This window comes from Pseudoalteromonas neustonica, from assembly GCF_001653135.1.
In the GTDB taxonomy this organism is placed as follows: domain Bacteria; phylum Pseudomonadota; class Gammaproteobacteria; order Enterobacterales; family Alteromonadaceae; genus Pseudoalteromonas; species Pseudoalteromonas neustonica.
The window spans coordinates 43,096-63,260 of record NZ_BDDS01000022.1 but is presented as its reverse complement, the minus strand read 5'-3'; the positions used below and the strand labels follow the sequence as shown (position 1 = coordinate 63,260).

Annotated in this window: 25 protein-coding genes; 7 read left to right on the top strand and 18 right to left on the bottom strand. The window is 40.5% G+C overall.

Features of this window, described 5'->3' with window-relative positions:
• Positions 1–657: 657 nt before the first annotated feature.
• Complete coding sequence (locus A7967_RS19475) at positions 658–1,191, top strand: gamma carbonic anhydrase family protein (protein WP_054206552.1); 534 nt, start codon at positions 658–660, stop codon at positions 1,189–1,191.
• On the opposite strand, the gene A7967_RS19470 is transcribed toward A7967_RS19475, so the two are convergent.
• Entirely contained in the window at positions 1,188–1,442 is a 255-nt protein-coding gene (locus A7967_RS19470) for a DUF1488 family protein (RefSeq protein ID WP_064435995.1), read from the bottom strand. The genes A7967_RS19475 and A7967_RS19470 overlap by 4 nt on opposite strands.
• On the bottom strand, positions 1,439–2,263 hold the full coding sequence (aroE, locus tag A7967_RS19465; protein WP_054455812.1) for a shikimate dehydrogenase: 825 nt from the start codon (positions 2,261–2,263) through the stop codon (positions 1,439–1,441). Before aroE ends, A7967_RS19470 begins: the two co-directional genes overlap by 4 nt.
• Before the next feature lie 68 nt (positions 2,264–2,331).
• Here aroE and A7967_RS19460 point away from each other — a divergent pair, with 68 nt between their 5' ends.
• Together A7967_RS19460 and A7967_RS19455 are read left to right on the top strand one after the other, a co-directional pair.
• Positions 2,332–2,769, top strand: a complete 438-nt coding sequence (locus A7967_RS19460) for a group II truncated hemoglobin (protein WP_054206555.1) — start codon at positions 2,332–2,334, stop codon at positions 2,767–2,769.
• A gap of 88 nt (positions 2,770–2,857) precedes the next feature.
• A complete protein-coding gene (locus A7967_RS19455; RefSeq protein ID WP_054206556.1) occupies positions 2,858–4,465 on the top strand; it encodes a methyl-accepting chemotaxis protein in 1,608 nt (535 codons plus the stop codon).
• 35 nt (positions 4,466–4,500) lie between these two features.
• Here the strand turns inward: A7967_RS19455 and hemF are convergent, their stop codons facing one another.
• From hemF to A7967_RS19425, 6 genes are all read right to left on the bottom strand, one after another.
• Complete coding sequence (gene hemF, locus A7967_RS19450) at positions 4,501–5,451, bottom strand: oxygen-dependent coproporphyrinogen oxidase (RefSeq protein WP_064435994.1); 951 nt, start codon at positions 5,449–5,451, stop codon at positions 4,501–4,503.
• 2 nt (positions 5,452–5,453) lie between these two features.
• Positions 5,454–6,035, bottom strand: a complete 582-nt coding sequence (gene tsaC, locus A7967_RS19445; RefSeq protein WP_054206558.1) for an L-threonylcarbamoyladenylate synthase type 1 TsaC — start codon at positions 6,033–6,035, stop codon at positions 5,454–5,456.
• Positions 6,036–6,056: 21 nt separating this feature from the next.
• The gene (locus A7967_RS19440) at positions 6,057–6,629 is read right to left on the bottom strand and encodes a DNA topoisomerase family protein (protein ID WP_054206559.1); all 573 of its coding nucleotides are present in this window, start codon (positions 6,627–6,629) and stop codon (positions 6,057–6,059) included.
• Positions 6,630–6,739: 110 nt separating this feature from the next.
• Positions 6,740–7,213 carry a DUF494 family protein gene (locus tag A7967_RS19435; RefSeq protein WP_064435993.1) on the bottom strand — a complete coding sequence of 158 codons (474 nt, stop codon included), beginning with the start codon at positions 7,211–7,213 and terminating at the stop codon, positions 6,740–6,742.
• 29 nt (positions 7,214–7,242) lie between these two features.
• A complete protein-coding gene (gene dprA, locus A7967_RS19430) occupies positions 7,243–8,328 on the bottom strand; it encodes a DNA-processing protein DprA (RefSeq protein WP_054206561.1) in 1,086 nt (361 codons plus the stop codon).
• Positions 8,329–8,357: 29 nt separating this feature from the next.
• Complete coding sequence (locus A7967_RS19425) at positions 8,358–9,479, bottom strand: LysM peptidoglycan-binding domain-containing protein (protein ID WP_064435992.1); 1,122 nt, start codon at positions 9,477–9,479, stop codon at positions 8,358–8,360.
• A 118-nt stretch (positions 9,480–9,597) separates the two neighbouring features.
• Between A7967_RS19425 and def the strand changes: the two genes are divergently transcribed.
• The 4 genes from def to trkA are packed head-to-tail and all read left to right on the top strand — an operon-like array spanning position 9,598 to position 13,769.
• Entirely contained in the window at positions 9,598–10,104 is a 507-nt protein-coding gene (gene def / locus A7967_RS19420) for a peptide deformylase (RefSeq protein ID WP_054455816.1), read from the top strand.
• Positions 10,105–10,131: 27 nt separating this feature from the next.
• On the top strand, positions 10,132–11,085 hold the full coding sequence (gene fmt, locus A7967_RS19415) for a methionyl-tRNA formyltransferase (protein ID WP_054206564.1): 954 nt from the start codon (positions 10,132–10,134) through the stop codon (positions 11,083–11,085).
• A complete protein-coding gene (rsmB, locus tag A7967_RS19410; RefSeq protein ID WP_064435991.1) occupies positions 11,078–12,376 on the top strand; it encodes a 16S rRNA (cytosine(967)-C(5))-methyltransferase RsmB in 1,299 nt (432 codons plus the stop codon). The genes fmt and rsmB overlap by 8 nt, the downstream gene beginning before the upstream one ends.
• Positions 12,377–12,392: 16 nt before the next feature.
• A complete protein-coding gene (gene trkA, locus A7967_RS19405; RefSeq protein WP_054206566.1) occupies positions 12,393–13,769 on the top strand; it encodes a Trk system potassium transporter TrkA in 1,377 nt (458 codons plus the stop codon).
• Positions 13,770–13,867: 98 nt separating this feature from the next.
• On the opposite strand, the gene A7967_RS19400 is transcribed toward trkA, so the two are convergent.
• From A7967_RS19400 to A7967_RS19355, 10 genes are all read right to left on the bottom strand, one after another.
• Positions 13,868–14,083, bottom strand: a complete 216-nt coding sequence (locus A7967_RS19400; protein WP_054206567.1) for an EF-hand domain-containing protein — start codon at positions 14,081–14,083, stop codon at positions 13,868–13,870.
• A gap of 88 nt (positions 14,084–14,171) precedes the next feature.
• Positions 14,172–14,384: an EF-hand domain-containing protein gene (locus A7967_RS19395; protein ID WP_064435990.1), complete on the bottom strand. Its 213-nt coding sequence runs from the start codon at positions 14,382–14,384 to the stop codon at positions 14,172–14,174.
• A 491-nt stretch (positions 14,385–14,875) separates the two neighbouring features.
• Positions 14,876–15,361, bottom strand: a complete 486-nt coding sequence (locus tag A7967_RS19390) for an OsmC family protein (RefSeq protein WP_064435989.1) — start codon at positions 15,359–15,361, stop codon at positions 14,876–14,878.
• Between the two features lie 15 nt (positions 15,362–15,376).
• A complete protein-coding gene (locus tag A7967_RS19385) occupies positions 15,377–15,970 on the bottom strand; it encodes a DUF998 domain-containing protein (protein WP_064435988.1) in 594 nt (197 codons plus the stop codon).
• A 325-nt stretch (positions 15,971–16,295) separates the two neighbouring features.
• Positions 16,296–16,508, bottom strand: coding sequence for an EF-hand domain-containing protein (locus A7967_RS19380; RefSeq protein ID WP_054206572.1), 213 nt, complete (start codon positions 16,506–16,508; stop codon positions 16,296–16,298).
• A gap of 136 nt (positions 16,509–16,644) precedes the next feature.
• Entirely contained in the window at positions 16,645–16,857 is a 213-nt protein-coding gene (locus tag A7967_RS19375; protein WP_064435987.1) for an EF-hand domain-containing protein, read from the bottom strand.
• Positions 16,858–16,993: 136 nt separating this feature from the next.
• Entirely contained in the window at positions 16,994–17,206 is a 213-nt protein-coding gene (locus A7967_RS19370; RefSeq protein ID WP_064435986.1) for an EF-hand domain-containing protein, read from the bottom strand.
• 74 nt (positions 17,207–17,280) lie between these two features.
• Positions 17,281–17,493: an EF-hand domain-containing protein gene (locus A7967_RS19365; RefSeq protein ID WP_064435985.1), complete on the bottom strand. Its 213-nt coding sequence runs from the start codon at positions 17,491–17,493 to the stop codon at positions 17,281–17,283.
• A 450-nt stretch (positions 17,494–17,943) separates the two neighbouring features.
• Positions 17,944–18,624, bottom strand: a complete 681-nt coding sequence (locus tag A7967_RS19360; RefSeq protein WP_064435984.1) for a flagellar brake domain-containing protein — start codon at positions 18,622–18,624, stop codon at positions 17,944–17,946.
• Between the two features lie 69 nt (positions 18,625–18,693).
• Positions 18,694–20,145, bottom strand: coding sequence for a TrkH family potassium uptake protein (locus tag A7967_RS19355; protein ID WP_054206576.1), 1,452 nt, complete (start codon positions 20,143–20,145; stop codon positions 18,694–18,696).
• Positions 20,146–20,165 lie beyond the last annotated feature (20 nt).

Here is a 20,165-nt window from a genome sequence, read left to right as displayed (position 1 = left end):
TTCAATCTGAGCCATGATCAAACTCTTCAATTAAAAGTTTTTTCTGTTCTCATCCAATAAAGAATGAAGAACCTGCTCAATGAATTCTGAATTTATTTAATATCTTTCGATATTGAATTGACTGTGCCGAATAATTATTAAAAATAACTATTCTGTTGGTCACTCAGTTTCTCTTTCGAGAAATCACATTGAGACTCTAAATTTTTTGCCTTGCTTAGTAAACTAAGTTCGGCTGTTAGAACTCAATCTGTACGAGTGCCCACACAGATGATTGCTTTATATTGTTAAAGAACGTTGCGATTAAAGTTAAACTTTATCTCGCTAGGGCTGCGCATGTTACGCTTTCCACTTTTTTTGTCAATACTTAAATTTAAACTTTATAAAAATTCAAACTCAAGTTTTACTCGACTCACTGATTAACTCTTGCCTCGCTAAGCGTTGCTGTCTGCCGTCTCAGTGGGGTCGCATTATAGGGCGCGGCTGATTTTACGCAAGCGTTATTTGAAGAAAACTTGAAATAAAGTACTGTTCGTTCGGTTTACGAGCTAAACACCTTGAAAGTGCTAGTTTAGTGAGCAACATAGATCCATACTGGCCATTTTATTAGCTCTGCTGCTATCATCAGATTCAATCACTTTCATTTTATTAGGTGTTTTTATGACTATCCGTTCTTATAAGGGAATAACCCCTACTTTTAATCAATCTGTTTATATTGATGAGTCCGCAGTTTTAGTTGGTAATATAACGCTAGGTAAAGATAGTAGTGTATGGCCATTAGTCGCAGCACGTGGAGACGTTAACTATATATGTATTGGTGAACGTACTAATGTACAAGATGGCAGTGTGCTACACCTTACTCGTCCAAGTAAAAGTAACCCTGATGGTTATCCGCTTATCATTGGTGACGATGTTACTGTTGGCCATAAAGTAATGCTGCACGGGTGTCGGTTAGGTAATCGTATTTTAGTCGGTATGGGCGCTATTGTAATGGATAACGCGATAGTTGAAGACGATGTGATTATTGGAGGCGGTTCATTAGTCCCACCAAACAAACGTTTAGAGTCTGGTTTCCTTTATGTTGGCAGTCCAGTAAAACAAGCCCGCCCTTTAACAGAGCAAGAGCTGAGCTTTTTAAAAGTGTCAGCCATCAATTATGTTGAGCTCAAAGATGAGTACCTAGCTGAAGGTTAATTCAGCACTGCAACAACAATCTCTCCCGCCGAGTTATACTCTTCATCTTCGATTAGTTGCTCGGCAATATCTTCATAGTCAAAACGTACAGCTTCAAAGTGCGCCTTAGCCGCTTGCTGATCTGCCAATGCTAGACTTTGCGTATCAATAACACATTTAACCATTAGGCCACTTACTTGGGCAAAAAACGTTAACTGCTGGCTTTGCACATTAAATTTAAATCGATCTATAAATTGAATTGCTTGATTCATATCAATTCTCCAGCTTTTAATGATCGCACAATAGGGAGTATTGCTGGCATTTTATCACGCCAAACAAAGTAAGCTTGTGCTGCTTGCCCAACGAGCATACCGCTACCATCTAGTACGCTAATATCGGCTTTGTAATCCTGTGCCCATTGCATAAACAGAGTGTTTTGTAGTGAATAAAACATATCATATACACATTTACAATTATTAAGGTGCTTTTTGTCGAGTGCTGGCAACTCACCCAACATACTACTAGATGTAGAGTTTACAATTAGTGAGTAATCACCTTCAGGTAAATCATCAAATCCATAGCCTGTCACTGCGCCATATTGAGCAAACAGCTGTGCTAATGCTTTGGCTTTTGCCGCGGTGCGATTGACGATGATGATTTCACTCGGCTGCTGTGCCAGTAATGGCAATACAACCCCTCGCGCCGCACCACCAGCACCAATCAGTAAAATACGTTTACCTTTAATAGAAACTTTATTTGCGAGCAAGTCATTAACAAAGCCAACACCATCGGTGTTATCACCTAATAAGCGGCCATCATCTAGCAGCTTTATTGTATTCACAGCACCGACAATGGTGGCAAGCTCAGTTCGCTCATCAACTAATTCATATGCTTGCTCTTTAAATGGCATAGTTACGTTGGCACCATTACCACCAGCAGCAAAAAAATCAGCAACCGCTATTTTAAAGCCATCTATTGGTGCTAGTATTGCCCGATAATCGATTTTCTCGCCCAATGAGGTTGCAAATTGCTTATGTATCGCAGGGGATTTTGAGTGTTTAATGGGATTTCCAAAAACTGCATATTTGTCCATATTCGAGCAACCTCTTTGTTTAGTAATATTACAGAGTAACTTACTGCTAATTAACGATGATAAAAACTATGATTAAACGACTCTTTTCTAAATCGAAACAACCTGAGCCACAGCAAGCACCTACTCCCGAAAAAACGCCTTACCAAATGATGGGGGGAGAAGCTGGCGCATTTGCACTTGCAAATAGATTCTACGACATTATGGCCACCGATGATTACGCTAAACCGTTATATGATATGCATCCTCAACCATTAGATCGTATTCGCCAAGTATTTTTTGAGTTTTTATCCGGTTGGTTAGGCGGCCCTGATTTGTTTGTAGAAAAACATGGTCACCCTATGCTGCGTAAACGCCATATGCCTTTTCCTATCGATCAAGATTTACGCGATCAATGGATGTATTGTATGGATAAAGCGTTAGATGCTGAAATTGATAATCCTTTATTACGAGAAGGGTTACGAAAATCATTGGCGCAGCTTGCCAGTCACATGATCAACCAGCACTAAAGCGATTTTAATCTTTTAAGTTTGCGCTATATCAATGTCGTACTCTTCTAAATACAGATAATAACGCTATCTTGTTTAGAAGAGTATTATGCGCGTGAAATCCATCCAACATAAAATTTATGCATTACTGGCAATCACCGGCGTGCTAGTACTTTTTGCAAGTATTTTCAGTAGTTCAAATCAGCAACATACCCTTGCCCAGGAAACAATTGCCAGCAACATTAAGCTACTTGCTGATAATTACTTTGATTCCATCAATACCATGATGCTCACTGGCACAATGGCGAATCGAGAAATACTAAGCAGCAAATTACGTAATCACCCAAATATTGAAGATGCCCATATAATCCGTAGCCCCATTGTAAACAAACTTTATGGCCCAGGCGCTGCAAACCAAGCGCCAAGTAACGACGCAGAGATTGCAGCACTTAATGGAAAAGAAGACCTTTTCATTGAACAGCAGCAAAGTACGCGTTATATGACCTATTTAAAGCCGATGCTTGCAAGCAGTGATCATAAAGGAACGAATTGCCTTGGTTGCCATCAGGCGCAAGAAGGTGATGTATTAGGGGTTGTAAAAATTAGTTATTCACTCGCAGATATTGAAACAAAAGTAACGCGAAATACACTTATCAATACAGCCCTGCTATCTACGCTTTTTGTAACTGCTTTTTTATTATTGGGTTTACTCTTTAGAAGAATATTCATTAAACGCCTCAATAACATTGATCGCATGATGCACCTAGCCACTAGCAATAATGATTTAAGCCTCAAAATTGAGGATAACAATAACGATGAGTTAAGCTCCTTAGCAAATAGCTTTAATCAGATGATAAGTGCCTTTAAAGAAAATATTGCGCAAGTGTCACATTCATCAAAAGTGTTGATTCATTCTGCCGAAGCCATTTATGCCTCTGTCGATGCGACTGAACAATCAATATTAAGCCAAAAACAAGGAACAGACTCTGTTGCGGCTGCAATTAATGAACTGGAAAGCTCATCTAACGAAGTTAAAAATACCACTCACTTTGCTTCAGAAAAATCGGAGAGTAGTAATGTGCTTGCACAACAGAGCTTACGCGTTGCTGAGCATACGCAGGTAAGCATAAATCAACTCGCTGACGATGTTCGTAGCGCAGCCCAGCAAGTAAGTCAGCTACAAGCTCAAACCTTAGAAGTGGGAAAAGTACTTGAAGTGATCAGTAGCATTGCTGAACAAACTAATTTACTCGCGTTAAATGCTGCAATAGAAGCAGCAAGAGCGGGAGAAGCTGGTCGAGGCTTTGCTGTTGTCGCCGATGAAGTTCGCACTTTAGCAACACGTACTCATGATTCAACAGACGAGATTAAACGCACAATAGATAAGCTACAATCAGAAGCCTCGCAAACCGTCACTATGATGAGTAACTCGTGTGAAGAAGCTGATGATAGAGCGCTACAAGTCAAAAAAGTTGCACAGGCTTTAAAAGATATTTCCTCTCAGATGAGCGAAATTAATCAGCTAAATGTACAAATTGCTGATGCAACAGAACAGCAAAGCTTAGCTGCTGAAGAAATTAATCAAAGTGTTGTGGCAATCAGTGATAATGCGGAGCGCTCATTAGTCGATGCCAACGACAATCAAAAAATAAGTGAAGAACTATTATCGCTAGCTCGCTCGTTGGATGAGCAGGTCAGACGTTTTAAATTAAATTAAGGTGCGGCGCTAAATCAATTAGCGCCAACTCGGTATTATAATTGCCAGTCTCGGGCAACTAATTGCTCCGGTTCACTACTTAGCCATGCTTGTGGCCTCAAGTAGAATTGGTAAAGCTGCGCTTCAGGACTTTCTGCCCCTGGCGTATAATTATATTCCCAGCGCGCAAGTGGCGGCATAGACATTAAAATAGATTCTGTACGGCCACCTGTTTGCAAACCAAACAACGTACCGCGATCCCACACTAAATTAAACTCAACATAACGACCTCGGCGATAAAGCTGGAAGTCACGTTGTTGCTGTGTGTACTCGTCGCTTTTACGACGTTCTATAATCGGCACATAAGCATCGAGAAAGCCATTACCAACAGCTTGCATAAAAGCAAAGCTTTGCTCAAAGCCATGCTCATTCAAGTCATCAAAAAACAAGCCACCCACACCACGAGTTTCATTACGGTGCTTGATATAAAAATATTCATCGCACCACTTTTTATAGCGAGGATACACGTCATCGCCAAAAGGAGCGCACAGATCATGCGCCACTTGGTGCCAATGCTTAACATCATCAAATACAGGATAAAAAGGTGTTAAATCGAACCCGCCACCAAACCACCAAATAGGTTCTTCGCCTTCTTTTTCTGCAATAAAAAATCGCACGTTTGCATGGCTAGTTGGTATATGCGGGTTTTTAGGGTGAATAACTAACGACACCCCACAAGCATGAAAACTACGTCCAGCGAGTTCTGGCCTATGTGCGGTAGCAGATGCAGGCATCGATGCACCAAACACATGAGAGTAGTTAACGCCGCCTTGTTCTATGATATTTCCATCACGAATGACGCGCGTTCGCCCTCCGCCCCCCTCTGCACGTTGCCAGCTATCTTCAACAAACTTAGCGTTAGTATCAGCGCGCTCTAAGCCTTCGCAAATAGTGTCTTGCAAAGCTATTAAATACGTTTTTACTTGTTCAAGCAGATTACTGTGCATGTTCATCCTCTAAATATTTTACCGGTCATTACATCTTTAATAGTGCTTGGCTGAGTTCGGCCACCTAATGGCTCATCAACATAAAACGCAACCTGTTGATCAAATTCACTCTTCGCCATTTCAATACTGGTTACTGTATCTTGCCCTGACAAATTAGCACTTGTCGACACTAAAGGCTTACCAAGTTCTTGGCATAAACGCTTAACCGTTGGGTGGTTTGTTACACGTACCGCAATGGTATCAAACTGCCCTGTTAACCATTTTGGTGTATTTTTAGCTGCAGGCATTACCCACGTAATCGCCCCAGGCCAACTAGAAAAAATATCAGCGCGTTTATCCATGGGAATTTTTGCGTCATCAACATATTTTAGTAACTGACCATAATTATCAGCAATTAAAATTAAGCCCTTTTCGACTGGGCGTTGCTTGATCGCTAATAATTTTTCAACGGCGTGTTGGTCGTCTGGGTCGCAACCTAACCCATATACTGCTTCAGTTGGATAAACAATAACACCCCCTTGCTGCAAAGCAGTAAGGGCGGTTTTAGGCACAGAGGTTGAATCGGCCACAGGAATTCTCCACATACAAAAAGTTAAAGCTGCTAATTAGTCGCTCACCGTCAATTTATGCGAGCAATTTTTCTGGGGGCATTGTAGCACATCACTGTTCGCCATCTTCTTTTGTGTCATCACTGGCCACTGGCATTGTGGGCAAGTGTGTTCAATAGGTTTGTGATTTAAAGTGTACTTACAACTTGGGTAGCTGTTACATGAGTAAAAGATTTTTCCAAATTTATTACTACGTGCAACTAGCTGCCCTTTAGTACATTTAGGACATGCAGGTAATACGTCTTCATTTTCTTTAGGCTCGTCATGGGCAATATAATGACATTCAGGGTAGCCTGTACAACCAATAAACATGCCATAGCGACCATTTTTAACCACCAGCGGGTTTGCACATTCAGGGCAAGGGCTATCTTCTAGAACCTTGATTTGCTGAGTATCATGCTGTACTAAAGAGCGAATAAAGTCACATTTAGGGTAACTTGCACAGCCAAGAAAAGGACCTGACTTGCTATTACGAATAACTAACTCAGAACCACATTGAGGGCACACTTCGTACTCTTTTTCTAAGGCGTGTTGGTTTGCAGAGAAAAGTGAATGATCAATTTTGCTCATGTGTTTCCAAAGCGGTTGGTTAATTTTCGCCTAATATACCCAAACTAATTTAAGATACAAGCATACCCACCTAAATCCTCTAAAAGCACACGTATTGAAAAAGTCGATGTTTAATGTAAAATCTCAGCGGGCTCATTAAAAATAATTTTTTCCATTTGAGAATAAGCAAACTCGGAACCAGGCACATTAAATAGCACCATTAGTATTACCCATTTTAAATCATCAATCGTTATAAAAGGTTTATCTAAAGCACGTAAGCGATCCACGACCATTTCACGAACCGCACTATTTATAACCCCAATCTGCTCTATAAACATTAAAAAACCACGGCACTCAACACAAAGCATCTCACATTCACTCTCTGTAAAAATACGTACCGCATGTTGTGGATAAGCATTGAGATAAGGAATTTCATCACTGTGCTGTAGTTCAGCTAATTGCTCTAGCCAATTCAATGCTTTGTATATTTCGGGCTTATTGAAGCCCGCACGTAATAACTCATCTGTGAGTTCATTATGCTCAGCATAAATTTCAGCTTCACTATGAATATAATTTTCAAAGAGGTACATGAGGATATCGAACATGTTACTTCCCTTATATAAGTATCTATAATCTAGCGAACTCGGATATAGCCATCTAATACCCGCTCGACCCGGTCTTCAAGCTCAAGATCAAGTAAACGTGCTTGTACTTTATCTATCGGCCATTGGCTACGCTGAACAATTACATCGACTGCAGTCACTTCAAAACCTACACTACAAAGTACTTCGCATGTGGGTTCGTTAGTCGGCGCTTTCTCTATATTATATAGACTGTTTTGACAGGAAAAGCTTACTTCATCTAAAATATCACTGACATTTTCGACTAATTTTGCCCCTTGCTTTATTAAAAAGTGACTTGCTTCTGATAGCGGGTTTTTAATTGAACCTGGCACAGCAAACACTTCTTTATTTTGTTCCAGTGCATAGCGTACTGTAATGAGTGAGCCGCTTTTAATTTGCGCCTCGACAATTAATACACCGAGTGATAAACCCGATATTATGCGATTTCGGCGCGGAAAATTATTACCATTAGCGGCTGTGCCAGGTAAAAACTCACTCACTAATAAGCCATGTTCACATACTTTATCTGTAAGCAGCTTATGCCGTTTGGGATAATACACATCAACTCCTGTGCCAAGTACTGCAATCGTTTTACCGTTGCCCGCAAGCGCTCCTTTGTGGGCTGCACCATCAATGCCAAGTGCCATTCCTGAGGTAACAGTTAACCCTGCAAGAGTAAGCTGATGCGCAAACTCAGCCGCTATTTCTAGCCCTGATGGTGTAGCATGACGACTGCCAACAATCGCTATTTGTGGACTATTCAGTAGTTCTAAATTACCGCGGCAAAATAATAACAAGGGTGCACTAGCCACTTCTTTTAATAACGGGGGATATAAGGGGGAATCAAAATAATTAATTGCAGTTATATCTGACTGAGCAATTAATGTCTGATAGTAATCGACTTGCCGCCAATCAGTAGCAAGTAAGTTGCTAGCGATTTGTGAACTAAGGCCGCACTCTACTAACTGCTCGTGGTTAAGTTCAAATAAACACTCTAATGGCTGGTTTTGCGCTAGAGCCAGTAAAGTTTTAACACCCAAGCCTTTACATAAATAAAAGGCAAGCCAGTGTGCAAGCTTGCCTGAAGAATTTTCCATGCTCTCTCCTTAGAGCACTCAAACCTGATTTAATTTATAACTGCAAAATCACCGATGCGGATTGGGTGCTGGTTTTTTACGATTAAAGCGTAGCTAACTTTTTCATGTACTTTAAATACCATTAGCTCGCCAACTTTTTCTTTTGGCATATGCCACACTGTAGAGTTTTTATCTGGCTCAACCCCAAAAAATTCATCGCTCTTTTTCATGAATTTTTCAAGGCTATTAGAATCTTCTTCATAGCGAGGGCCATTACGTCCATCAAACACTGTAGGTGATTGACGTTCAATATCTAAAATATGGCCTGCTTTAATATTCTGCTCTAAACCTAAGTTTAGCACTACAATATCCATTGTGCTGAATTCTCTTAATCTACTTGTTGCTGCAATAATGTTACCTGTAATCGGCTCATCTGGGCGCTGCATTTTAAAATAGGCAGGTAAGGCTTGTCCTTGCATTGCTGGCATTAAGAAATCAGTGGCTCTGATCTCCTGTTTAGCCTCAGTCACTTTAACAGAGGAAGGCACTCCTTGTGATAAATCACCTTCTCTGAATACGCGCCCTATACCCACTAATTGTGATTTATATGCCAGTGCTTTATTCGTCTCAGGATCAATATACGCTTTGCCTTTACGATAAATCGCATAAGCTTCATGCAATTTAAGCTCGCCTTTAACATACACAATATGACCTTCGGTGTTCATTTTAGTGTTTACATTAGCACCTAAAATATAAGGTTTTTCCGCTATCTCTTTTCTACTTAGCGCTTGCTCATAAGTCAAATAAGGGCGTAATAGCTCAAGTGGCAAAGTTGGGATTGCATTACGACCTTTTGGTGTAATTCGTCCATGTGGGGACAATTTTTTATAACCTGAATTAATCACTAAGCGTGGATTTCCGTGCTCATCATAAATCAAAGAAAGGGCATCGCCGGGATAAATAAGGTGTGGGTTATCAATTTGCGGATTCATTTGCCAAAGCTCAGGCCACAACCACGGCTTATTTAGATAGATAGCTGAAATATCCCAAAGCGTATCACCTTTTTTTACAACATACTGTTTTGGCGCATCTTTTTTTATATTTAATACATCGGCTACCGATGGAAATGCAGTACTTAGTGCCAACACTGCTGCGAATAATGGGTATTTCATTGAGCTTCCTTGTGGTGTTTTTTCATTATTATCAACCAAAACCTGTTAAAGGTGAACGCGAATGGCTAAAATAAGAGCATACAATACCCTAAATTAAGCACAAGTGAAAAAGGTTACTATGGCTAGGTTAGAAGTTTTAAGATTTCCAGATGAACGTTTACGTACAATTGCAAAAGAAGTAACGCATGTTGACGACCAAATTCGTCAAATTGTAAAAGACATGCTAGAGACTATGTACGACGAGAACGGCATTGGATTAGCCGCAACCCAAGTTGACATTCATCAACGCATTGTCGTCATTGATGTATCAGAAGAACGCAATGAACCCTTGGTGTTGATCAACCCAACGATTATAACCCAAGCGGGTGAAACAGTCAGTGAAGAAGGTTGTTTATCTGTACCGTATTCTTACGCAAAAGTTGATCGCGCAGAAACAGTATCTGTAAAAGCCCTTAATGAGAAAGGTGAAGAGTTCACTTTAGATGCTGATGAACTTTTAGCTATTTGCATCCAACACGAGCTTGATCACTTAATTGGTAAGTTATTCATTGATTACTTATCCCCGTTAAAGCGTCAACGTATTCGTAAAAAACTTGAAAAAGAAGCCAAGCTTGCAGCGCAATAAGTACCTTAGAATTAATTAGGAAGTTCAGTGACACAACCATTACGCATTATTTTTGCCGGTACGCCCGATTTTGCTGCGCGCCATTTACAAGCTCTTATCGATTCAGAGCATCAAATTGTTGGCGTATACAGCCAACCTGATCGCCCTGCTGGTCGCGGAAAAAAACTCAAAGCCAGTGAAGTAAAAGAACTTGCGCTGGCGCATGAATTACCTGTTTTTCAACCGTCCTCATTAAAAAGTGACGACGCACTCACTGAGCTAAACAACCTTAATGCCGACATTATGATTGTTGTTGCATATGGACTGCTGTTACCTAAAGCTATTTTAGATGCACCTCGCTTAGGCTGCTTAAACGTACATGGTTCAATTTTGCCACGCTGGCGCGGTGCTGCACCAATACAGCGTGCTATTTGGGCCGGGGATACTGAGACTGGCGTCACTATTATGCAAATGGATGAAGGCCTAGATACCGGCGACATGCTGCATATTAGCCGTTGCCCTATTGATGCTACTGAGACCAGTGCCAGCCTATACAATAAGCTTGCTGATTTAGGCCCAAGCGCACTCATCAACACCATCACTCAATTGGCTAATGGTGAAATTACACCACAAGTACAAGATGATGAACTGGCTAACTATGCTAAAAAGCTCTCTAAAGAAGAGGCAAACATTGATTGGACAATGGACGCTGCACAGATTGAACGTAACATTCGTTCATTCAATCCGTGGCCAGTGTGTTTTACCCAAATGGGCGAAAACACTGTAAAAGTATACCAAGCCAATGTTGTTGAACAAACAGGCCCTACAGGCACTGTTTTACAAAGCGATAAACACGGCATTGTGATTGCCTGTGGCACTAACGCACTTAATATCACGCAAGTACAACCACAAGGCAAAAAGCCAATGGCCATTACTGACTTTTTAAACGGCCGAGCAGACTGGGTAACTCCTGGTACAATATTAGGCGAAAACAATGAGTAAAGCTCCCAACATACGCGCGCTTGCCGCCGAAACTTTATATAACGTCGTAGATAAAGGCGCATCTCTAAATCAAGAGCTGCCTTTTGCAAGCCAAGGTTTACCCCCTAAAGATAAAGCCTTATTACAGCAAATTTGTTACGGTGTACTGCGTTATTTGCCAAGTTTAGAGAATTATTGCCAGCATTTAGTTGAACAACCTCTCAAGGGAAAGCGCCGTATATTCCAGTTTTTGCTGTATGTTGGCATTTACCAACTACAACATATGCGTGTTCCACCTCATGCAGCTATCAGTGAAACAGTAAATGCTTTAGAGCAGCTAAGAGCTCTGGGTCTAAAAGGTTTGATCAACGCTATATTACGCAGCTTTCAGCGCCAGCAAGAAGAGCTAGAAGAAAAAGCCAAACAAATTCCGGTCTGTTTATACAACCACCCAAACTGGTTTATCAAACAAGTTACCGAAGCGTACCCTGACTCTTGGCAAGCACTGTTAGAAGCCAACCAACAGCAAGCACCAATGTGGTTACGTGTTAATCAAGCGCAATATAACACAGCTGAATATAGCGAGATGCTTACAGCCAATGATATCGCACACACATTAAATGCTGACTTTCCTGATGGCATTAAGCTAGATAAACCACGAGATGTTTTCTCATTACCCGAATTCGACACCGGCGCATGTTCAGTACAAGATGCTGCAGCACAATTAGCGGCACGCTTTTTAGATCCAAAAGCTGAAGAGCACATTTTAGATGCGTGTGCTGCTCCTGGTGGTAAAACATGTCATATTTTAGAGCTTGCTGATGCCGACGTACTTGCTCTTGATTGCGACGAAACACGCCTTGAGCGCGTAAAACAAAACCTTGTCCGTATTGGTCTAGGTGCTGATTTACAATGTGCTGATGCTTCTCAACCACACAAATGGTGGGACGAACAACAGTTTGACCGCATTTTATTAGATGTCCCTTGCTCCGCAACAGGCGTGATCCGCCGCCACCCTGACATAAAATGGTTGCGCCGTGCCTCTGATATCAATGATCTTGCAACATTACAAGGTGATATTCTAAATAACATTTGGCCGTTACTTAAGCCCGGTGGTACCTTAATTTATGCAACGTGCTCGGTATTACCACAAGAAAACCAATTACAAGTTGCTAAGTTTTTAGCAAACAACAATGACGTTGAGCATATTCCGCTACATGATAACGACACGCCAGCAAACCCAGGTCTGCAATTACTGCCCGGTGAAAGCGACGGTTTCTATTATGCCAAACTTGTAAAAAAACACTCATAAGAAGCTCAAGTAAACCATGAAAATAATCATACTCGGTGCTGGACAAGTAGGCGGAACGCTCGCTGAAAACCTCGTAGGTGAACAAAACGAAATCACGGTTGTTGATATTGATGGCAACCGTTTACGTGAGTTGCAAGATAAGTACGACCTGCAAGGTGTGACAGGACACAGTGCACACCCAGACGTACTACGCCGCGCCGGTGCGGAAGACGCCGATATGATAATAGCAGTGACCAGTTCAGATGAAGTGAACATGGTCGCTTGCCAAGTTGCTTACAGTATATTTAAAACGCCCACTAAAATTGCACGTATTCGCTCAGAGCAATACCTAAAGTACCGTGAAAAGTTATTTCAAAATGATGATTTACCGGTTGATCACTACATTGCACCCGAGCAATTGGTCACCAAGTATATTCGTCGCTTGATTGACTACCCAGGGGCTTTACAGGTTTTGCAGTTTGGTGATGGCATGCTCTCGTTAGTGGCTGTTAAAGCATACTATGGTGGCTTATTGGTTGGTTATGCGCTATCAGCCTTAAAAGAGCATATTCCTAACGTTGAAACGCGTGTTGCTGCCATTTATCGCCAAGGTAAAGCAATAAAGCCACTCGGCACCACCGTTATTGAAGCAGATGATGAAGTATTCTTCCTCGCTGCAACTAAGCACATTCGAGCAGTAATGAATGAGCTACAGAAGCTCGAGCGTTCATACAAAAAAATTATGATCGCAGGTGGCGGTAATATCGGTGCAGGGCTTGCCCGTTCACTTGAAAAAAATCACAGTGTGAAATTACTCGAACGCAGTAAAGAGCGTGCCGAGCAGCTGTCTGAAATGCTCGATAACACCGTGGTGTTTTGTGGGGATGCATCCGATCAAGAGCTGCTATCGGAAGAGCACATAGAACAAGTTGATGTGTTTATTGCGGTGACTAATGACGATGAAGCAAACATCATGTCGGCCATGCTTGCCAAACGCATGGGTGCACAAAAAACCATGGTGCTTATTCAGCGCGGTGCGTATGTTGATTTAGTGCAAGGTGGTGAAATTGATATTGCTATTTCACCGCAGCAAGCAACTATTTCAGCGCTGCTTACTCATGTTCGCCGTGGTGACATTGTAAATGTGTATTCTTTACGTAAAGGTGCGGCAGAAGCGATTGAGGCTGTTGCCCATGGCGACGAAAACACATCAAAGGTTGTAGGGCGTGCAATTGCTGATATCAAGCTTCCTGCAGGGACTACTATTGGTGCAATCGTTCGTAACGATGATGTATTAATTGCGCACGACGACACGGTTATTCACTCTGGTGATCACGTTATCATGTTTTTAATTGATAAAAAGCATATCAACGTCGTTGAAAAACTATTCCAAGTAAGTGCTATTTTCTTATAAGAAAATATGCTTATATACCGGTTCAATTAAAAAAGCAGCTTAAGTTAAGCTGCTTTTACGTATATGAAGTGTTCATTTTATTTTCCGCTAAGGAAAGCTTATTGTGCCTTGGCGAATTCTTCTTTTGATAACTCACCGTTTTGATCAGTATCTAAGTCTGCAAATATCTCTACAAGGCGTGTATTTACCGATGCCTCTTCTTTGGAAATAGCACCATTACCATCGGTATCAAATGATTCAAAGGTAACCGCAGCAAATGCTGCTGATGAAGCTGCAAGGGCCAAAATAGCAAATGTTGTATTAATATGTTTCATCGTTTTATTCCTCATAAATAAAAAGTAGTATTTTTACTTTTCATTATATTGGTATCGAAAATCTCTTTAAGAAATCACTTTATAAAAATTAAGCTTTTGCAAACTCTTCTACAGAAAGCTCACCATTCCCATCGGTATCTAGTTCAGAGAATAAGCTCATTAGCTCTGCATCCACTGATGCTTCGCTTTGGCTGATTGCGCCACTGCCATCAGCATCTAACGTGTCAAAGTCGGTTGCAGCGAATGCTGCTGAAGATGATGCTAATGCGATAAGTGCTAATGTTTTATTTAATGTATTCATCGTTATATTCCTTCAATATTTATGTTTACGAACGCTATATAAACTACCGAGGGTAATCTCATTTCGTTCAATACAAGCTAACTATTACAACTTCGATGCCAACTATAAATAGTTGTTTAAAATCATGATGTTAACATCTAATTAGGAAGGGTAAAAAGGTTTGACCACTCTTTTTTGTGGCCAATTAGCAACAAGTCACTTTACATAAAAATTAAATCAATAATAATCAATGATTTAGGTTTTTAATAAATGACACAGTTTTATCTTTCATACGCTTTTTTAGCTCACTTTTAGAGTGTCTAAAATCGTATTGCAACTGAATAGCCATAGTTTAAAAAATAAACCTGTAAAACAACAAGCTTAAGCCTTTGATTTTAATTGATTTAAAAATATATTTTAACAGAAAAGAAAATAACGGAGCTGGTTTTTGCTTAAAAGTGTGGTTTGTTGCCATTGTGCGAAATCACAATGGCAAAGCGGTTAAATTTTGCTTATAACCGAGTGTCTCTAAAATAAACAATGTCAGTGACTATTTTAGTTTTTACTGAGTTGGCAATAAAACACAATTCATGCGCTTGGTGATGAAAAGATTCCAGTTGCTCAAAGCTCAACGCTTGCCCCTCTGACGGTGTTACCTTCGGCTTTAATGTAACCAGTGTCATAGCGACTTTACCCGCATCGTCTTTTTCCATCACGCCGACAGCATTATCAATATAACTATCAATTTTAATTTTATGTTTTGCAGCAATAGATAAAAAGAACAACATATGGCAGCTCGACAACGAAGCGATAAATGCCTCCTCTGGATCGACATTTTCAGCAACCGAATACGGTAGTGGCACTATATGCGGAGAAGATGATGCCGCCACGCTTAGACCACCATCAAACTCCCACTGATGAGATCGACTGTATTTGTTATCTATAAACAATTCATCTGCTTTACGCGTCCAGTCAATTTTCACTAGATACTCTGACATTTCAATTCCTCTTATTTAGATCACCCACGAAAATGCACTTAGCCACAATAGCTGAATACCATAAGATACACGCTGATAAACCCCTGCGTGCTTTCTTGCCTTAAACGCTTTAGCCAACAACACTAAAAAGTAAATTGTAAATCCGGTCGACACCGCTGAAAACCACCGAAAAATAACCGACACACTCTCACTAAAAACCACCAGCAACGGCGCAATTAGCAATGAAAGTAACATAATAAAACCAGCCCAAGAGTGGATATTACAACTCACAGTTGGCGTTTTTATATAAGGATCTGCATCCATAGGGAAATAACCAGCCACCCAAGTTCCTATACCATGAACAATGACTAGCCAAGCAACTAGATTAATGAGAATAGATGCATCATCAAATGCAAGAACATGCCAGCCAAATAGGCAAAAAAGTATGCCTAGTGGGTAATTATTTATAAGGGGAGATAATTTTTCTGTGGGGCTACCAGTGGCACCAAGCTCACTGCAAAATTGTTTTCTATGACTGTAATTTGGGTAAAACCGACCAGCCACATAAACACCTACCACAATCCATATACTGGCTATAATTGCGGCGTACGAAGAAATTAGCGATAACATTACTCACCTCCATGTATGAATTAACGCCTTGATAATAAACTTATTTTCCAAACCTGTATACCCAAACCACCTCAATATGCGAGCGTCGCTTTTAAACCAACCCTCTGGGCGTTTCATAGGCGCTTACTCTCTACGTCGTTACTTCTTAAAAGGGACGACCATTATTGCAAAGTAACGCCTTGATATTAAGCCCCTGTGGAACGCTGAATTCTGCATCTTGAGGTGGTTTGGGTATAAACGTTCGATAAACAAACAAAAAAGCAGCCAGGAGGGTGGCTGCTTTAGAGTAAAATGATCAGGGAAGAATCAATTTTAAAAAATCATATTATGCTTTAGAGAACTCTTCTTTTGATAACTCACCGTTTTGGTCAATATCAAGCTCTGTAAATTTCCCCATAAGTTCGGCATCAACTGATGCTTCGCTTTGGCTTATTGCGCCATTGCCATCAACATCTAGCGTGTCAAAGTCGGTTGCAGCGAATGCTACTGAAGACGATGCTAGTGCGATAAGTGCTAATGCTTTATTTAATGTGTTCATAATTAATATTCCTTCAATGTACTATCAAAAAATTGGTTTCAATACTGGTTAAAGCCGTCCTTGCTATCCTTTATCATAGGTTCCTTTCCCATTTAGGTTGTCTTTGGCAACTCAGGATAAACTCAGCATTCAGGTATTAAGCTTGTGAAAACTCTTCTTTTGATAACTCACCGTTTTGGTCAGTATCAAGTTCTGCAAACTTTGCAGAAATAGTCGCATCAACTGATGCTTCTTGCTGGCTAATCACGCCATTACCATCAACATCTAGCGTGTCAAAGTCGGTTGCTGCAAATGCTACTGAAGACGATGCTAATGCGATAAGTGCTAATGTTTTATTTAATGTGTTCATAATTAATATTCCTTCAATGTACTATCAAAAAATTGGTTTCAATACTGGTTAAAGCCGTCCTTGTTATCCTTTATCATAGGTTCCTTTCCCATTTAGGTTGTCTTTGGCAACTCAGGATAAACTCAGCATTCAGGTATTAAGCTTGTGAAAACTCTTCTTTTGATAACTCACCGTTTTGGTCAGTATCAAGCTCTGCAAATTTGGCAGAAATGGTGGCATCAATTGATGCTTCTTGCTGGCTAATCGCGCCATTGCCATCAACATCTAGCGTATCAAAATCGGTTGCTGCAAATGCTGCTGAAGACGATGCTAATGCGATAAGTGCTAATGTTTTATTCAGTGTGTTCATAATAAATATTCCTTGTAAATAAATTAAGAATGGAAGTCCTTTTCAGAGATCCCTTTAGTAAAAGAATGCCTATATTACGATTTTGAGAACTCTTCTTTAGACAACTCACCGTTACCGTCTGTATCTAGTTCAGCAAACTTTGCCATAAGCTCTGCATCAACTGACGCTTCGCTTTGGCTGATTGCGCCATTGCCATCAACATCTAGCGTGTCAAAGTCAGTTGCTGCAAATGCTGCTGAAGAAGATGCTAATGCGATAATTGCTAATGTTTTATTTAATGTGTTCATAATAAATATTCCTTCAATGTTTATGGTTTAGAACGAAGTAGTAATCATGTTTTCGTTCAGTACAACTAGACTATTACAACTTCGGTGCCAATATTTATAAAGCCAACAAAATCATTGGTTTATGATTTACAGTGAGGAATTTAGAGGTATTTATTATGTTTTTTGTTGCTAAATAGCGACACAATAAAGGCGGTTTTAATTAAAGCTTAATTTATCAATAGCTTACGAAGAATGAAAAAGACACAAAACAACATCAGAACGAAAAATCATTACCGATGAGCGTCATTTTCAGCGCGAAAAAGCTTAATGTATATACGGATAGTTTGAAGTGAAATTTAATTTAATAAATAAACATCTGATAAATAAGGATTATTAAAATAATTTAACCGACCTTAAGAAGGGTTACATGATTTTCGCTATTTTGTTGCAAAATAGCGAAAATCATCAAATTTAAACAAGCGGCTCTAGCACTGAGAGGTCAATAAAGTGATCTTTCATGAAGGATTTCATTTCCTCCTCACTCGCCGTTAACTGAATACCAAACTGTGAGCCTGTAGCATGGGTTTTGATACTGCATATTTGTCCACTAAACTCTGTGACGCCTTTGTTATTTTTATCTAATACTATATTGCATTGTGTGTTCTTTAATTTTGTCAGGTCATCTTTGCCTTTTACATCAAACATCACACCCGTCACTGAGATATCCTTAATCACCCCATGTAATTCTCGCTCATCGCTGAGCTTTATTGTTGCAGGTAGTAATGTCGGAATACGCGTTTGTGAGCGTAACCTAAATAGCTGAACTTGGGTTGGGAAGTTTAAATAAATAAGTCGTGCTGGGTGCGATGATACCGACAGTATCTGTTGACGAAAAGCAATAACCTGCCCACCACCGCTTTCGAGCACAGCCCTAACAATGACAACAACGCCGTCTTTTAAGTATTCACCAGCATTACTTAAACGCTTGGGCGAGGGATAATTTAATATAACGAACCTATCATTTAAAAAACCGACAAACTCCGTTTTAATACGCTTACTTGTGGTGGGTGTTAAAACCTCTACATCGACAATACTGCCAACCGTTATGTGCGCTAAATTCTCTAAATTTAATTGTTGTTTTGTTTTTGGCATATCCTTTCCAACTACATATCAATGTTCTAATGCAACAAATGGCCTGAATACTTTTCAAGTCATAACTGATTAACCGCGCCAAAAGGTCGGGGTAAATAATACTAACAAGGTGAATATCTCTAAGCGCCCAAACACCATCGCAATCGTTAATAACCACTTGGCACCATCACTGATCGCGCCATAATGGGCAGCAACATCCCCCAAACCTGGGCCTAAATTATTTAAACATGCAGCTGTAGCTGAAAACGCCGTAATGTTATCCATACCAGTGCCCATTAAGGCTAACATGATTATTACGAACACTAGCGCATACGCAGAGAAAAACCCCCATACGGCCTCAACAACCTTATCAGGCAAAGCTTTACGACCCAGCTTGATAGAATAAATAGCCCGAGGATGAACCAAACGGTTTAACTCTCGCACGCCTTGCAGATAGAGTAAAAAGACTCTCACAACTTTCATACCGCCACCGGTCGAGCCTGCACAGCCACCAATAAAACTCGAAAAAACCAACAATATTGGCAAAAATAATGGCCACGCAGAGAAATTGTCCGTGGCAAACCCCGCGGTAGTACTAATCGACACTGCTTGAAAAAGTGCCTGATCGAGTGTTTCATCACCGTTAGCATAAACATTATTTGAAGACAGTACCGTAAAACACACAACCACCAGCGCTAACTGTATAAATAAAAACACTTTAAACTCAGGATCACGTAAATATACGTTGAGATTACGACTCGATACCGCAGCGTAGTGCAACGTAAAGTTAACAGCTGCGATAATTAAAAACACCACGCAGATAAAGTTAATTAATGGGCTATCAAAGTGCCCCATAGACGCGTCATAAGTAGAAAATCCACCTATCGCAATTGTAGAGAAAGCATGACAAATCGCATCAAACCATTCCATGCCAGCGGCCCAATAAGCAAGCGTACAGGCAACTGTTAACGCGACATAAATATACCAAAGATGCTTGGCTGTATCGGCTATTCGCGGCGTCATTTTTGAATCTTTAACAGGCCCAGGTGTTTCAGCGCGATACAGCTGCATACCACCAACGCCAAGCATAGGTAAAACAGCCACTGCAAGTACGATTATCCCCATACCGCCCAACCACTGCAGCTGTTGGCGATAAAACAAAACTGATTTAGGAAGGTACTCAATACCAGTAAGCACAGTTGCCCCAGTTGTCGTTAGACCTGAGAATGCTTCAAACACAGCATCTGCTAAAGATAAATTTGGCTCTTGTAAAAAAATTAGCGGCAAGGATGCAAACGCACCTAGTACCAACCAAAATAGCACCACGATTAAAAAGCCTTCGCGGGCTTTTAAATCCCCTTGCTCATGTCTGTTTGGGTAGTACGCAAGTAAGCCAATAACAACACTAAATATAAAAGCGAGAACAAATGGCACACCGCCACCATCTTTATAAATAAGCGATACAATTGCCGGCGGCACCATGGTGATACTAAACAGTACAACGAGTTGGCCGAGAATTTTAATGATGGTACGAAATTGCATTGAGCGATCGCTTTTTATAG